Annotated in this window: 15 protein-coding genes; 1 reads left to right on the plus strand and 14 read right to left on the minus strand. The window is 28.2% G+C overall.

Going from position 1 to position 15388, the window contains the following annotated elements; genetic code table 11:
- Positions 1-2: 2 nt before the first annotated feature.
- From moaA to RSF37_RS02365, 10 genes are all read right to left on the minus strand, one after another.
- Complete coding sequence (gene moaA, locus RSF37_RS02320) at positions 3-983, minus strand: GTP 3',8-cyclase MoaA (RefSeq protein WP_442878699.1); 981 nt, start codon at positions 981-983, stop codon at positions 3-5.
- A gap of 9 nt (positions 984-992) precedes the next feature.
- Positions 993-1469 (minus strand): cyclic pyranopterin monophosphate synthase MoaC, encoded by a 477-nt coding sequence (moaC, locus tag RSF37_RS02325; protein ID WP_332562770.1) that lies wholly within the window; start codon positions 1467-1469, stop codon positions 993-995.
- A gap of 5 nt (positions 1470-1474) precedes the next feature.
- Positions 1475-2494 (minus strand): molybdopterin-binding protein, encoded by a 1020-nt coding sequence (locus RSF37_RS02330; protein WP_332562771.1) that lies wholly within the window; start codon positions 2492-2494, stop codon positions 1475-1477.
- A gap of 17 nt (positions 2495-2511) precedes the next feature.
- The gene (gene modB / locus RSF37_RS02335) at positions 2512-3168 is read right to left on the minus strand and encodes a molybdate ABC transporter permease subunit (RefSeq protein WP_332562772.1); all 657 of its coding nucleotides are present in this window, start codon (positions 3166-3168) and stop codon (positions 2512-2514) included.
- A gap of 2 nt (positions 3169-3170) precedes the next feature.
- Positions 3171-3962, minus strand: a complete 792-nt coding sequence (gene modA, locus RSF37_RS02340; protein WP_332562773.1) for a molybdate ABC transporter substrate-binding protein — start codon at positions 3960-3962, stop codon at positions 3171-3173.
- Positions 3947-4438: a MogA/MoaB family molybdenum cofactor biosynthesis protein gene (locus RSF37_RS02345; protein ID WP_332562774.1), complete on the minus strand. Its 492-nt coding sequence runs from the start codon at positions 4436-4438 to the stop codon at positions 3947-3949. Before RSF37_RS02345 ends, modA begins: the two co-directional genes overlap by 16 nt.
- Positions 4413-4946 (minus strand): molybdopterin-guanine dinucleotide biosynthesis protein B, encoded by a 534-nt coding sequence (gene mobB / locus RSF37_RS02350; protein WP_332562775.1) that lies wholly within the window; start codon positions 4944-4946, stop codon positions 4413-4415. The genes RSF37_RS02345 and mobB overlap by 26 nt, the downstream gene beginning before the upstream one ends.
- Positions 4934-5524 (minus strand): molybdenum cofactor guanylyltransferase, encoded by a 591-nt coding sequence (locus RSF37_RS02355; protein WP_332562776.1) that lies wholly within the window; start codon positions 5522-5524, stop codon positions 4934-4936. The genes mobB and RSF37_RS02355 overlap by 13 nt, the downstream gene beginning before the upstream one ends.
- Before the next feature lie 10 nt (positions 5525-5534).
- Positions 5535-6725 carry a molybdopterin molybdotransferase MoeA gene (locus RSF37_RS02360; RefSeq protein ID WP_332562777.1) on the minus strand — a complete coding sequence of 397 codons (1191 nt, stop codon included), beginning with the start codon at positions 6723-6725 and terminating at the stop codon, positions 5535-5537.
- Between the two features lie 79 nt (positions 6726-6804).
- On the minus strand, positions 6805-8877 hold the full coding sequence (locus RSF37_RS02365; RefSeq protein ID WP_332562778.1) for a molybdopterin oxidoreductase family protein: 2073 nt from the start codon (positions 8875-8877) through the stop codon (positions 6805-6807).
- 396 nt (positions 8878-9273) lie between these two features.
- Between RSF37_RS02365 and RSF37_RS02370 the strand changes: the two genes are divergently transcribed.
- Positions 9274-10239 (plus strand): TDT family transporter, encoded by a 966-nt coding sequence (locus RSF37_RS02370; RefSeq protein ID WP_332562779.1) that lies wholly within the window; start codon positions 9274-9276, stop codon positions 10237-10239.
- Positions 10240-10283: 44 nt separating this feature from the next.
- Here RSF37_RS02370 and RSF37_RS02375 read toward each other — a convergent pair whose 3' ends face one another.
- The 4 genes from RSF37_RS02375 to RSF37_RS02390 all read right to left on the minus strand — a co-directional run bounded on the left by RSF37_RS02375 (position 10284) and on the right by RSF37_RS02390 (position 15303).
- A complete protein-coding gene (locus tag RSF37_RS02375; protein ID WP_332562780.1) occupies positions 10284-12566 on the minus strand; it encodes an ABC transporter permease in 2283 nt (760 codons plus the stop codon).
- 22 nt (positions 12567-12588) lie between these two features.
- Positions 12589-13257: an ABC transporter ATP-binding protein gene (locus tag RSF37_RS02380; RefSeq protein ID WP_332562781.1), complete on the minus strand. Its 669-nt coding sequence runs from the start codon at positions 13255-13257 to the stop codon at positions 12589-12591.
- A gap of 103 nt (positions 13258-13360) precedes the next feature.
- Positions 13361-14617 (minus strand): sensor histidine kinase, encoded by a 1257-nt coding sequence (locus tag RSF37_RS02385; RefSeq protein WP_332562782.1) that lies wholly within the window; start codon positions 14615-14617, stop codon positions 13361-13363.
- Positions 14614-15303 (minus strand): response regulator transcription factor, encoded by a 690-nt coding sequence (locus tag RSF37_RS02390; RefSeq protein ID WP_332562783.1) that lies wholly within the window; start codon positions 15301-15303, stop codon positions 14614-14616. Before RSF37_RS02390 ends, RSF37_RS02385 begins: the two co-directional genes overlap by 4 nt.
- Positions 15304-15388: the final 85 nt, after the last annotated feature.

Genomic DNA, 15388 nt, shown 5'->3' on the forward strand with positions numbered 1-15388 from the left:
TTTCATCCTCCAATTTCATTCATAAACTTTTCTTCTTTATCTATGCTCTCTTCTTTAAATAAATATTTCTCTGGTTTATTGTAAATAGAATCTCTAATTATATCATTTAATTGTTCATCATCAATTCCATCTATGAATTTCTTTTTTAAATTTATACCACTCTTCCAATTTAAGCATTGCTTTAACATTCCATCTGTTGTAATTCTTATTCTATTACAATCCTCGCAAAAGCAACTACTCATAGCACTAATAAAACCTATTCTTCCTAAAGAATTATTAATTTTAATATATTTTGCAGGCCCATCATGAGAGCTTCTATATACTTCTTTAAACTGAATCTTTGCTTTCTCTATGTAATCCACTATATATTCATTAGATAGTCCTTTAAACTTAATCCCTTCACCTATAGGCATAAGTTCTATAAATCTTATATCTATCTTCTTACTTAAAGTTAAATTAACTAATTCTAATATTTCATTATCATTAATGCCTTCTATTATAACAACATTTAATTTAACTATTATTCCATAATCTAAACACTTATCAATAGCACTAAGTACTTTTCTTATGGAGCCACCTCTAGTAATTTCCTTATATTTTTCTTCGTTTAAAGTGTCTAAGCTTATATTTACTTTTCTTAAACCACTCTTAAATAGTTTATCAAGATTTTCTTCAAGTAATATACCATTTGTTGTTAGACATATCTCTTCAATTCCTTCTATATCATTTATTTTATTTATTAAATCAACTATCCCATCCCTTACTAAAGGTTCCCCTCCCGTAAGTCTAATTTTTCTAATACCTAACTTTGCAGCTGATTGTGCAATTTTATAAATTTCAGAATTAGAGAGTTTATCTTTTTCTTTTTGAAATTTACTTCCCCTCTCTGGCATGCAATAAATGCATCTTAAATTACACTTATCAGTAATAGAAATTCTAAGGTAGTCAATATTTCTTCCATACTTATCTAGAATCTTTCTCACCCCTATATATTAGAAATTAAACTCTCCACTTTTCCCACCAGTCTTCTTGACTAGATGAATATCTTTAATTATCATTCTTTTATCAACTGCCTTACACATATCATATATTGTTAATGCCGCAACAGATACTCCTGTAAGTGCTTCCATCTCAACACCTGTTTTCTCAAATATCTTTGATGTTGCAGTTATTATTATTTCTGAATCTTCTTCATTTATTTCAAAGTCAACACTGCATCCGTTAATCATAATAGGATGGCACATTGGAATTAAATCTGATGTTTTCTTCATTGCCATTATACCTGCAACTCTCGCAACTCCTATAACATCACCTTTTCCAATCTTTCCTTGCTTTATTAATATAATAGTTTCTTTACTAGCACTTATCTTTCCTGATGCAATTGCTATTCTTTCAGTTTTTTCCTTCTTTATGACATCTACCATTATTGCATTTCCATCTTTATCGAAATGTGTTAATTCATTACTCATATTAATTACTCTCCTTTTCCAAATGAACAATGAGGGAATGTGCAAACATCACAGCTTAGGCAAAATCCACCATGACCATATAATGCTAAGTCTCTCATTGTAAGTTTTTCATCACTTAATATTCTAGGTAGCACTAAATCAAATACAGTTCGCTTTGAATACATAACACATCCTGGCAGTCCAAGTATTGGTATATCACCATAATATGATAATAAGAACATTGCGCCTGGAAGTACTGGTGCTCCATAACTTATAAGGTCTGCTCCACATTCCTTTATCGCAGTTGGGGTAACATCATCTGGATCAACAGACATTCCCCCTGTACACACAATCATTTCTGCACCACATCTAAGTGCTCTTTTTATTTCTTTTACAATATCCTCTTTACAATCTTTAAGTATTGTTTGCTCTATAAGTTTACATCCATAATAGTCTAACTTTTTCTTAACAGCAGGCCCAAAAGCATCTTTAATTCTTCCGTGATATACTTCACTTCCTGTTGTAATCATAAATACCTTTTTACCTTTAATTTCTTCTATATTTATAATATTTTTCTTTACACTATTTTCTGCTTCTATTATTTTCTTCTCATCTATTACTAAAGGTATTATTCTTGTAGCTCCTATAATTTCACCCTTTTTAACTGGAGTATTATTATGTATAGTTGATACTATTATATCTCCTAGCATATTTATTTTAAGTAGTTCTTCCTTATCTATTTTAAGGAGTCCATCCTTTTCTGCTATAAAATTTATTTTTCCTTCTTTAATTTCTCCAAACTCAAGACCACTTCCACATACTAAATCTTTAAGTCTTATAGCTGCATCATTTTCATGAAGTATTCCCTCTTCCTTTTCCCAAACATAAATATGCTCCTTGCCAATAGACAAAAGTTCTTCTATATCTTCTTCTCTTATTATATGACCTTTTTTAAAAGCCCTACCTTTAAATTCTCCCGGAATAATCTTTGTAATATCATGACATAAAACCATTCCGATTGATTCCTCTACTTTTACACTCTTCATAGTATATCTCTCCTATTTTAAACTATTCTTTTCAGTATTCTATTATATAAACATGTTAAAGCAATACTTATAACCACTATTACTATAAGTATTGTTCTTGAAGCTAAAATATCGTTATTTTCTATTGCATAATACATTGCCATTGGTACCGTTTGAGTATCTCCTGGTATATTACCTGCAACTAGTATCGTTGCACCAAACTCTCCAAATACCCTTGCGATACTAAGAATCACCCCTGTAAGGATACCCTTTTTAGATAGAGGTAAACTTATTTTTTTAAATACTTGGAATTCACTTGCCCCCATCTCTCTAGCTGCATTTTTAATATCCAAATCAATACCAAGTATTGATGCTTTTATACTTTGATACATTACTGGAAGGGAAACAATAACTCCAACTAAAGCTGCTGCAACCCAAGTAAATATTATACTTGTATCGAATTTATCATATAATATACTTCCTATAAATCCCCGTCTTCCAAATGCTATAAGTATTAAATACCCGACTGCTGATGGTGGAAGAAACATTGGAAAAATCATTATAGTTTCAATTATATTTTTTCCTTTGATTTTCTTTTCAATCAATAAGTTTATTGCAACTAAAGTTATTATTAAGCTAACTATAACAGCTACTACTACAACTTTAAATGATATAAAAAAAGCATTCAAAATCATAATTACTCTTCTACTCCAAATCCATATTGTTTAAATATATCTTTACTATTTTTATCTTTTAAATATTTTATAAATTTATTACAATCATCTCTATTTTTACTATCTTTAATTAAACATAAAGAATATTCAATATTGCTATGATATTTATTTGGAACCTCATATGCTATTTTACTGTTTTTAAGATCCAGTCCATCTGTTTTATATACAAATCCGTAATCTACATCGCCACTTTCAACATAATTTTTTACACTAGTTACACTTTTTGAATAGATTAACTTGTCCCTTAACTTATCCCAAAGCTTTAAATTTTCTAAAGTTTCTTTTGTATACTGACCCGCTGGAACTGTAGCTACTTCTCCTACAGCAATTTTACCTCTAATATTTTTAAGCTCATTAATATCTTTTATATTTTTCTTTACATCGTTTCCTTCTATCAATACAAGTGAGTTAGTTAATATATTGTAGCAATCATTCTTATCTACAATACCGTCCTTAACCAAATCATCTGAATACTTTTTATTTGCTGATAAAAATAAGTCTGTATCTCCACCTTGGACTATTTGCTTTTCTAAAGTTCCAGAACCACCTATATTATATTTAACTTTTATTCCTGTTTCTTTAGTAAACTCGTTACCTATTTTCTCCATAGGTTTTTGAAGACTAGCTGCAATACTTATCTTTAATTCACCTTTATCACTTGATAATTCTTTATCCGTCTTATTGCCGCATCCCATAACCATTATTGAAATCAATAAAAATACTGCTAATATAATCGGTATTACTTTCTTGCACATTCGGAAGCACTTCCTTTTAAAATATCTAATCCATGTTTTAAATCTTCTAATATATAATCTAATATTTCTCCACAAGCCTTTGGGCTCCCTGGCATATTAACTATTAACGTTTTATTTCTTATTCCAGCGGTTCCTCTAGATAACATAGCCCTTTTTGTTATAGTAAAACTATAATTTCTTATAGCTTCAGCTATTCCAAGAGCTTCCTTATGTATAACATCCTTTGTCGCTTCAGGTGTTACATCCCTATCACTGAATCCAGTTCCACCTGTTGTTAATATAAGATCGACTGAAAGTTCATCACACATGTACTTCATCTCTTTACTTAAATTTTCTCTCTCATCAGGGAGAACTACATACCTTTTAACTTCAAAACCATTTTCTTTTACAATATTTTTTATTAATTCTCCGCTCTTATCTTCTCGTTCACCTCTAGATCCTTTATCGCTACTAGTTATTATCCCAAGTGTGTACATTTGGTTTTCCTCCATTTATCTTATTTAACTCTTTAATTAATATATTTGATATTTTAATATAATCATTTATCTTAATAACTTCTACTCCATCTACTTCCATATCTTTATCTGATGCAACACAAATTAGTTTCTCTTTTGAAGTAATTATTGAATGGCTAATGCCTTCTCTGAATACTTCAATTTTTTTCAAATTGCTCCCCTTGTATCCTTCAACTATTATAAAGTCTTTATGTTCAACCATTTTTATAAGGGAGTTTAGACTCACCTCTTCTTCAACCTCTTTAATCATAGCCATTCTATTTTTTGAAGATATAATTATTGTATCTGCGCCAGCCTCTCTATGCCTATACGTATCTTTACCTTTTTTATCTATATCAAATCCATGTACATCATGCTTAATCGTTGCAATAGAATATCCTTTAACCTTCAATTCCCTTATAATTCCTTCAATAAGTGTTGTCTTACCAACTCCAGAACATTCTGCTATTATATTTATTACATATGCCACAATTTATCACTCTTTTCTTTATTAAATAAATCATTGTATTCACTAACAGTATTTATATTTTTGAAGTTTTCTCCGTCTTGTATTTTAATATACTTAACATTTAGTTTATCTAATAAATTCATTAACTTATACTCTTTTGATATTATCATTTCTTCAATAGTTGGTAATATTCTTTTTTTGTATACACTGCATAATGGTTGTATTTTGCCATTTACAACTGGTACTAAAGCTTCTTCTTTAAAGGTATAATTTCCAAGGAAATTTAACACATTTTTTTTTACAAATGGCATATCCGAAGCAACTATAAGTGCTTCATTACAATTACTTTGCTTTAGGGCTGAATAAATCCCTCCAATAGGACCTATATTGCTAAACTCATCTTTAATTAATTTTACATCTTTAAACTCTGAGTATTTATTTAATTCATTACAAGATATTATTTTTTCTTTATAATCTGAAGATTCTTTTAAAATATTATCAATAAATCTTTTACCATTAATATTTAAAAAAGCTTTCGTACTCCCATTCATCCTTATATTTTTACCACCTGACAATATAATTACCGCTCTATTTATCATAATTTATCCTCTACACTAAAACTTCTACTAAGTCTCCTTTTTTAAGAGCCTTATTTTTTGGTACTTCTAATATTCCATTACTATTTATCATTGTGTGAACTTGCCCTGGACTTTGATATACGTTATTTATATGAACTTCATTTAAATTATTTATATTTACTCTTAAAAATCTTCTCTTACCAGTTACTTTATTGAAGTCATCAGCTAAAATACCTATTCTTTTATTTACGTCAATAGGAGGACAGTTCATCATAAAACTTATAACTTTTCTAGCTGTAAGTTCAAAAGTTGTTGCAGCAGCAACTGGTGTTCCTGACAATCCAATATATACTTTCCCACATTTTTCTCCAGCAAACATTGGAGATCCTGGTTTTATATCTACTTTCCAAAATAAAGTATTAAAACCTACTTTCTCAGCACATTTCATAACTATATCTTTTTCACCAACTGATACTCCACCAGTAGAAATGATTAAATCACAGTCGTCGTATAACTTTGATATAGCTTTAATTATTTCACCTTCATCATCGCATATAATATTATAAACGACAGGAATGCAACCAAGCTCTAAAACTCTAGAACTTAAAAAATACCCATTGCTATTGTATATTTTTCCTTCTAATAAATCCTCTCCTGGATTTTGTATCTCATCTCCAGTATTTAATATTCCAACAATAGGCTTTTTATATACTTTTATACTGTCTTTACCTATTGATGCAATTGCCATTATTTCTGATGAAGTTATTACACAATTCTTTCCAAGTATTTTTGTTCCTTCTTTAAAATCTTCTCCTTCATAACAATAATTATCATAAGGATTATGACTTTTAATTATCCGTACAACACCATTTCTCTCTTTAGTATCTTCTTGCCTAACAATACAGTTACACCCCTTAGGAATTGGTGCCCCTGTCATTATTCTTATTGCTTCTCCTTTTTTTACATATTTATCACTTGTGTATCCTGCAAATATTTTATCTATTACTTTAAGATTCACATTAACCTCTGATGCATTTATAACATCTTCACCTCTTAATGCATACCCATCTAATGGTGACCTTGGAAACGGAGGACTATCTATAGTTGAATAAATATCTTCATAAAGCACTCTATTCAATGCATCATTAATATTTATTTTTTCAAATTCAGCATTCTTAACTTTTGATAATATTAAATCATTAGCTTCTTCAAGGCTTATCATGTTAAAAACCTCCTTCTAAATCTTACAAAGCTCACCCTTTACACTAAAGAATGAGCTTTACAATTGAACTTTAACTTATTTACTTCTTTTCTACATTTACTGTTGCATATTTATATGATGGCTCTCTTGAGTAACTATCATATACACCTTTTGTTAATCTATTAGTTTCTATATAATGCATTGGACCATATAATTGATTATATGGTAATCCACTGTTAATCTTTCCATTAACTTCTACAGATATACCATTTGATGATGTAACTATTATTTTGTCACCATCACATATATTTAATTTTTCAGCAATATCTTTGCTTATCTCTATATAAGCTTCCTTAGGTGTTGTTTTATTTACAATTGGTATTTCTCTAGTTCTAGTTTGAGTATGCCACTGTCCTACAGTTCCTCTTCCAGTATTGAATATATATGGATATTCCTTAGTAGGCATATCTATATTTACTTTAACATCTTCATAAATAAATTTCATTTTACCATTTGGAGTATAGAATTTATTATTTTCAAACAGTCTTCTATTATCAGAATCTAATTTTTCGCCTTCTTTAAATGGCCATTGAATTCCCTTACTACCTTCAAGCTTATCATAATCAATACCTGTTATATCACATGGCATCCCTTCTGAACATCTTTTAAGCATATTAAATGCATCCTTTGTAGTATTCCATTTTTCTAAAGCTTTTTCTCTTCCTAATGCTTTTCCTATTCCTTTTAATATTTCAAAATCAGTTAACTCATTAGCTTCCTTTTTTAATAAAGGAACCATCCTTGAAACTCTACGTTCTGTATTTATATATGCACCGGTCTTCTTAACTCCTGGTATTGCAGGAAGGAATAAATCACATATCTTTGCCGTATCTGTATCCGCATATAAATCTTGAACAACTATAAAATCTAACTTATTTCTAGCTTCCATAAAAGTACTATTATCAATCCAAGAATCAACTGGATTAGTTGACACTATCCAAAGTGCTTTTATATCACCTTTTATAGCTCCATTTATTATTTCTGGATATGCCATAGTTGGCTTTTTAGGAATATCTGAATCTTCAATATCCATTATTTCTCTAACAAGCTTTCTATCTTCTTCATTGCCATAATCTCTTCCAGCAAATAAACATGTTGTGTTACTGTATAATCTTGAACCCATAGCATCACTTTGACCTGTTATTGAATTAGGTCCAGTTCCTTCTCTTCCAATGTTTCCAGTCATAACTGCAATATTTATTATAGCTTGAGCTGTTCTCACTGCTTCATAACCTTGATTTACACCCATAGTCCACCAAAGTGATACACTCTTACCATTATGTATTGTATTTGCAAGATTTATTATTCTTTCTTTATCTATACCTGTTTTTAATTCACACTCTTCTAATGAATACTTTTTAACATGCTCCTTAAAACCATCAAAACCTTCTGTATATTTTTCTATATAATCTTCATTAATATATCCTTTTTCTATAAGTATGTTTGCTACTGTATATAATAAAGTTAAATCAGACTTTGGATTTATTCCGTACCATTCATCTGCACCATTTGCAGTTTCTGATTTTCTCGGATCTATAACAATCTTTTTAGCATCTTTATTTTTCCTAATTCTTCCCCATGTTACAGGATGAGCTATAGCTGGATTAGCACCTATGAATATTAAAGTATCAGATAAATCTATATCTTCTAATGAATATGGTGGTGCATCAAATCCTAAAGCTTGCTTATATGCAACTGCTGATGTAGCCATACAAAGTCTTGTATTACCATCTCCATGCATTCCCATAAAGCCTCTTCCTATAAGTCCTAAAAGCGCCATTTCCTCCATTGGCATCTGTCCAGTACTTATAAATGCAGCACTTTCTTTTCCATATTTATTTTGAACTTCTCCCATTCTTTCTGCAAAAACTTTAAATGCTTCATCCCATGATATTTCATGCATTTTACCATCTTCTCCTCTTAAAAGAGGAAGTCTTTGATTTCCATATATGGTACATTGTTTATCTAAATTTAATCCCTTTATACATGCAGTTCCATTATTCACCGGATAATCTTTTGTTCCAACTATTTTTACTATTTTATTATCTTCAATAGTAAAGTTTAAGTTACATCCTGTAGAACAATAATTACATACAGATTGTTTTATTTCCATAATTAATAAATCTCCTTCCAAAGCCAATACTAATTTTTATTTGTTATTTTATTATCAATTGATACAATTCTATCATGTTAATGAAATATCATTCGTGATAAATATCACAAAACTCTTAAATTTAATTGAAACTTAACATTTATATGTGATATTTATCACATATATAATTTAATTTATACTTTATTATTGTTCTGTAATAATAATATTATTTTATTTATTTTATAGGGAGGGATCTATTTGAAGAAATCTTCAAGTAATGTAAATTCCAATGGAGTAGTGAAAATTCTTGCTCTTATTGGTTTTTTATTTTCTTTGTTAATAATTTATCTAATTCAAACTCTTTAAAGTTAATCTTTTAACAATTTACATTTTATATCAAATTTTAGAGGTGATTTTTTGAAAAATAGTAATTTAGTAAAAATAAAGTTAGAGGAATATCCAATAGCTTTTATAGGAACTTGTCTTGGAGCAGTAACATTAACTAACTTATATGATAATTTTGAATTTACTGCTGTTAGATCAATATTTATGTACATAGGATGTATCGCTTTACTGTTTGCACTTCGCAAAGTATTACGTCATCCAAAAGTAGTATGGGAAGAAATGAATAATACTATTCTTATGGCACTATACCCAACTGCTACAATGCTTCTTATGAATATCGGAGCATACTTTTTAAAATATAATTATACTTTTGGAAAAACTATTTGGTTTATTGGACTTATTATAAATGTAGCTTTTGTTATATTCTTTTTAATAAGACATGTTGTTATTGGTTTTAATATGAAATATGTATTACCATGTTGGTACGCATTATTAGTTGGGGTATCCGTATCTTGTACTACTAGTGTTCAAATGCATGAAACTACTTTAGTTAAACCAATATTTTTCTTTGTTATAATATCATTTTTAACCTTTTTACCAGTTGTTATTTATAGACTTTGTACTGTAGAAGTTCCAGATGCACACTATCCATTAATTGCGATTTTTGCAGCGCCTGCAAGTTTATGTACTATAAGTTATATAACATTATATAAAGATGCAAATATATATATAGTAATGTTCTTCTTTACATTAACTTTACTTACAACTTTATATGTTTATATAAACTTCCCTAAATTCTTTTCTTTAAAGTTTAACCCAACTTTTGCTGCCCTTACTTTCCCCCTTGCGGTTTCAACTGCAGCATCATTTAAGGTAAAGGGCTATTTAGCTGGTTTAGGTTATACAGAAGCTTCAAGAATAGTTACTGAAATTTCTGGGATAGAATTTTTTATTGCAACTGCAGTAATTGGATTTGTATTTTATAACTTTATATTTAACCATATATTTAATATTCCATCAAAGAAATTTACTAAATAAAAAAATAGGCAATCTCCTAATATAATGGAGATTGCCTATATTATTTAATCTTCAAAACGTATTTGATCTACAACTGAATCCTTAGTTATCTTTTTTAAAGAAGCTCTAGTTACTACAAATAATACTAATACCATTGCAATTATACAAAATATATTTTCTATTAGAGGAAAACTATAACTAATATACCCAGCTAATTGCTTAAATAAAATGGTAGCTATTGCTGCAATTATATTACCAGATATTATACCAATTATAGAAGTTATCCCAACCAAATACATACCTTCGTTAATTACGACCTTTTTAACCTCTCTATCTGTTAAACCAACAGCTCTTAACATACCGAGTTCTCTTTTTCTTGATATAATACTTGATATCATAGTATTTGCAAAATTCATCATTCCAATAAATGCAATAACAAAAACTATTAAATATCCAACGAATTGAATTCCTTTCTTTTCTTCTTTTAAATCTTCTAAAGTTTGATCAAAGTTTCTAGGTTCATCTATATTTTTATAATTAGAAGTAATACTAGAAATACTATTTGATACTGATTTCATCATACCTTTATTTGTATCTATAAGTACCTTGATATTATCATTTACACCATTAAATATATTAGACTTATTATAAACATATATAGGTTCTGAATATAGTTCAATAATTTGTTCTCCAACTATTGCAGTTATCTTTATATCCCGCTCAACACCATCTTCGCCTTTCACTTTAACTATGTCACCAATTTTGTAAGATGATTCTCCATGTATTAAACAACTAATTCCCTCTGTACCATTTTTAAAGTTACTTTCATTAAATTCACCTAGAACTATATTATTTTTTATTTTTTTAACTAACTGGTCATTTACACCAACTAGTTTTATAAAATTGTTTTCTTCTGATACATTTATAGCTTTTACTCCCTCAATGCTCTTAATTCCTTTTATCTCTTTTATTTCTTCAACGACATCATTACTTATAAGGTTGTCTTCTAATAGCTCCATAAAAGATACATCAACTTCTATATCTGAAATAAACCTCGACTTTACTAATACTTCAACATTCATACTCTTTAGCATTGTTGCAGCAACTATAAATAATATAATAGATAACACTATAGAAATTATAGTTATACTTGTAGCCTTTTTATTTCTCCAAAGATTAACTTTTGCTAAATCTTTAAATACATCATTAGAAGTTTTTCTTCCCTTTTTCTTTATTTTAAAGCTCGACTGCTCAGAATACTTCGTAGCCTCAATAGGAGATAACTTAGATACTTTACGTGCAGGTAATATTACTGATAAAAATACTGTGAAAAGAGTCAATATAATAACAAGCGGAATTACAATAGGATTTATATAAAACCTTAAATCACCATTTATATATACAAATTTTATTACAGCAAATGAACTTACAACTCCTAAAACAAGTCCTATAGGAATTGCTATTGCTGATAATATCATACTTTCATATACGACCATTTTCCTAAGTTGCTTACTTGTAATCCCTATAGTTAATAATAATCCTAAAGCTTTTATTCTTTCTCCAAGTATTATATAAAATATGTTATATATTATGAAAAAAGCTGATATAGTTATTAAAAGAACTAATAATAAATACGGTACAATAGAACTAATATCTTTAGTTGATAATTGTATAATACTTTCGTTTAAATAAACATCCTCTTTATTCTTACCAATAAGGTTTGCTATTTTGTTTAATTCATTCTCATAATCACTTAAATTATTTAACTTAATAAGCGCCATATTTTCTTTACTATTTTTCTCTGCATAAGACTTACTTAAATAAATTCTGTAATTTGGTACATGCAATGACTCCTTTGTTGGATCATATTGTACATTATCAATAACACCAACGATTTTAAATTCTTTATTAAATAAATTGATTTTATCTCCTATATTTTTATTATTTTTATCTAAATATATTTTATCTACTGCAATATCCATTTCACTTATTGGATACTCCCCTTTTATCACTTCTAACAAATACATATCTAAAGCTGTCTTATTTAAATATTCATAATTTATATATGCCTCTTTTGTTTCTTCACTATGAACTGATACTACCTCACCTAATTCTTTTACATTAGAATATTTATCTATACTCTCAAAATCATTTTTCAAATTAACATATAATGAAGCATCATAATTCCCTTCTAAACTTTTAATTGAATTTTCAATCATCTTATTAAAGCTCAATCCATATATACAAATAGCCGTTAAAAAGGCTGTCACTAATGCTATTGTTGCAATTATTATTATATTTTTCTTTTTTCTACTTTTTATATATTGTAAAGCAATCTTTTTTTCCATAATACACCCCTATAAAATGCAATTATGCATTTTTAACCTTACCATCTTCTATTCTTATAACTCTATTCCCTTGTAATGCTATCTCATCATTATGTGTTATAAGTACTAATGTTTGATTGTATTTTTTTGCACAACTTTTTAAAAGAATCATAACTTCCTCTGTATTTTTAGTATCTAAATTCCCTGTTGGTTCATCAGCTAAAACTATTGATGGCCTTGTAGAAAGCGCTCTCCCTATAGCAACTCTTTGTTGTTGCCCTCCTGATAGTTCATTTGGATACCTATCTCTCTTATCCCATATCCCTAAGTTTTTCATAATCTCTTCAATAAATTTTTCATCTACAGCACAACCATCAAGCCTAGTTGGGAGTGTAATATTCTCATATATTGTAAGTACTGGAACTAAATTAAATGCTTGAAATATAAATCCAATATTTCTTCTTCTAAATATACTAAGTTCATCTTTCTTTAAAGAATAAATATCTTTATTACCAATCAAAACTTTTCCTGATGTTGGATAATCCAATCCACCAATCATATGTAACAATGTACTTTTGCCTGAACCTGAAGTTCCAACAATCGCTACGAATTCACCCTTCTTAATTGTAATATCTATTCCATCTACTGCATTAACAGCACTTTCCCCGTATCCATAAACTTTTCTTAAATCAACCATTTTTAACATATCCATAATCAAAACCCCTTTTTTAAATTATATAAATTTATTATAAATAGCCGCACTTACAGTAAAATAACAGGTAAAATAACAATTTTGTTATTTTACCTGTTATAAACTAATTTATAATATGTTTGTATAACGTAATCTCAAAAATAGTGCCTTTATTAATTTCACTTTTTACGTTAATTGTTCCACCTTGCTCTTCAATTATTTTTTTACACAAATATAATCCAAGTCCAGACCCCTCTATAGCTTGTACATAATTATTTAGACTCCTATAAAACCTTTCAAATATTTTATATAAATCATCTTTATCTATTCCTATACCGTTATCTTCAATGATTATAGTTGTTTTCATGTAAGCATTTTTCATACTTACAACTATTTCAGAATTTTTATTACTATACTTTATTGCATTATCTAAAATATTTATTATAGCTTCCTTTGACCACCTAACATCATGTTCTATATTAAAGTCACTAATATCTTTAACATTTATAAGTATATCCTCTGAAATAGCTTTGCCATACATGGCATTTATTGCACCTAAAACTGTATTTTTTATATTCTCTTCCCTCTTATTAATTTGTATACAGTGTATCTCAAGTGCCGCTAATTTAAGAAGACCTTCCGTAATCCATTGAAGCCTTACTATATTCTCTTTATTATCAACTAAAAATTGATTCATTTCACTCTTATCCACATATCCATCTAGAATAAGTTCATTATTCATTTTAATTGATGCTATTGGTGTTTTTAACTGATGAGATAGCTCATTTAAAAGCTTCTTAATACTTTCTCTCTCATTTTCTAATTCATCTATCCAAAGTCTCATTCTAAAGGATAGAATATTAAACCTATGATATGCTATGGGAAATACTCCTTCTTTATTTTCTTCAAGCACTTCAGTATATTCACCTTCTGAAAGCTTCTTAATCTCCAAACTTAATTTACTTACCTTCCCTATTATTATGTATAAAAGAAATCCTAGCACTAAAGTTATTATAGCCATATTTATAATAGTTACTATTTGAATATTTGTTTTTAACCTTTTATAACTCTGTCCAAACCATTTATTATTCTCAATTTTTATATTTTCACTATAAGCATATTTATTTAATATATCCAATCCATTTTTAATACTTACTTCTTCATTATTTGGTTTAATAACTTTTTTAATAATATCTTCATCTATATTATTTTCTTTTAAAATCCCAATAACGTTAGCATATCTCATAAGTTCATCCTGCTGTAATTTTTTAACCTCTGAATTTATATATGCTTTTGATATTATAGTCAGAATTGAAATTAAAGTTATAAATAAAATTATATATTTCTTAAAAAAACTATCCTTAACTTTTATATCAATCATCTTTTAACGCACCCCTGCGCCCAAACATATCCTATACCTCTAATATTTTGTATATATTCTGGCTCTTTATAATTATCTTCAATCTTACCTCTTAATCTTTTTATATTTACAGCAACAACATTTTCATCTACAAAAGAGCCTTCATTATCCCATATAGATTGAAGTATTTGATCTTTTGTTAAAATAATTTGAGGATTACTCATAAAATATTGAATAAGTTTTAACTCCTTTTTACTTAAAAAAACCTCTTCACCAAGCTTTTCAACTTTCATAGATTCAGTACTAAATACAATATCCTTCGATACTAATTTATTAAATCTACTATAGTTATTACTCCTCCTAAGAATTGCATTTATTCGCGATACTAATTCTCTTACGCTAAAAGGTTTAGTAATATAATCATCCGCTCCCATATCTAATCCATTTGTTATTTCTAACTCACTACTTTGAGCTGTTAAAAAAACTATTGGAACATCTGAAGTTTTCCTTATTTCCATACACAAATCAAAACCATTCCCATCTGGCAGATTTACGTCTAATACTATTAGCTTAATATCTTTCTCTTTAAAAGCTTTCTCCCCTTCGGCTATTGTTGTTGCACTAAAAACATTTAACCCTTCCTTTTTCAATGCAAATGAAATCCCTCTATTAAGTGATATATCATCTTCTATTAATAATAAATTCATAACAAACCCCACTTCAAATATTTTCTATAATTTATTTTATATGTAATTCATTATAATTGTAAATATAAATTCATAACATTATAAA

Source organism: Clostridium sp. (assembly GCF_036643715.1).
Taxonomy (GTDB): domain Bacteria; phylum Bacillota; class Clostridia; order Clostridiales; family Clostridiaceae; genus Clostridium.

Excerpts from the sequence above, each read along its gene's own strand:
- moaC (WP_332562770.1), bottom strand. The coding sequence starts at position 1,469 with ATGAGTAATGAATTAACACATTTCGATAAAGATGGAAATGCAATAATG.
- RSF37_RS02330 (WP_332562771.1), bottom strand. The coding sequence starts at position 2,494 with ATGAAGAGTGTAAAAGTAGAGGAATCAATCGGAATGGTTTTATGTCAT.
- modB (WP_332562772.1), bottom strand. The coding sequence starts at position 3,168 with ATGATTTTGAATGCTTTTTTTATATCATTTAAAGTTGTAGTAGTAGCT.
- modA (WP_332562773.1), bottom strand. The coding sequence starts at position 3,962 with ATGTGCAAGAAAGTAATACCGATTATATTAGCAGTATTTTTATTGATT.
- RSF37_RS02345 (WP_332562774.1), bottom strand. The coding sequence starts at position 4,438 with ATGTACACACTTGGGATAATAACTAGTAGCGATAAAGGATCTAGAGGT.
- RSF37_RS02355 (WP_332562776.1), bottom strand. The coding sequence starts at position 5,524 with ATGATAAATAGAGCGGTAATTATATTGTCAGGTGGTAAAAATATAAGG.
- RSF37_RS02360 (WP_332562777.1), bottom strand. The coding sequence starts at position 6,725 with ATGATAAGCCTTGAAGAAGCTAATGATTTAATATTATCAAAAGTTAAG.
- RSF37_RS02365 (WP_332562778.1), bottom strand. The coding sequence starts at position 8,877 with ATGGAAATAAAACAATCTGTATGTAATTATTGTTCTACAGGATGTAAC.
- RSF37_RS02375 (WP_332562780.1), bottom strand. The coding sequence starts at position 12,566 with ATGGAAAAAAAGATTGCTTTACAATATATAAAAAGTAGAAAAAAGAAA.
- RSF37_RS02380 (WP_332562781.1), bottom strand. The coding sequence starts at position 13,257 with ATGGATATGTTAAAAATGGTTGATTTAAGAAAAGTTTATGGATACGGG.
- RSF37_RS02385 (WP_332562782.1), bottom strand. The coding sequence starts at position 14,617 with ATGATTGATATAAAAGTTAAGGATAGTTTTTTTAAGAAATATATAATT.
- RSF37_RS02390 (WP_332562783.1), bottom strand. The coding sequence starts at position 15,303 with ATGAATTTATTATTAATAGAAGATGATATATCACTTAATAGAGGGATT.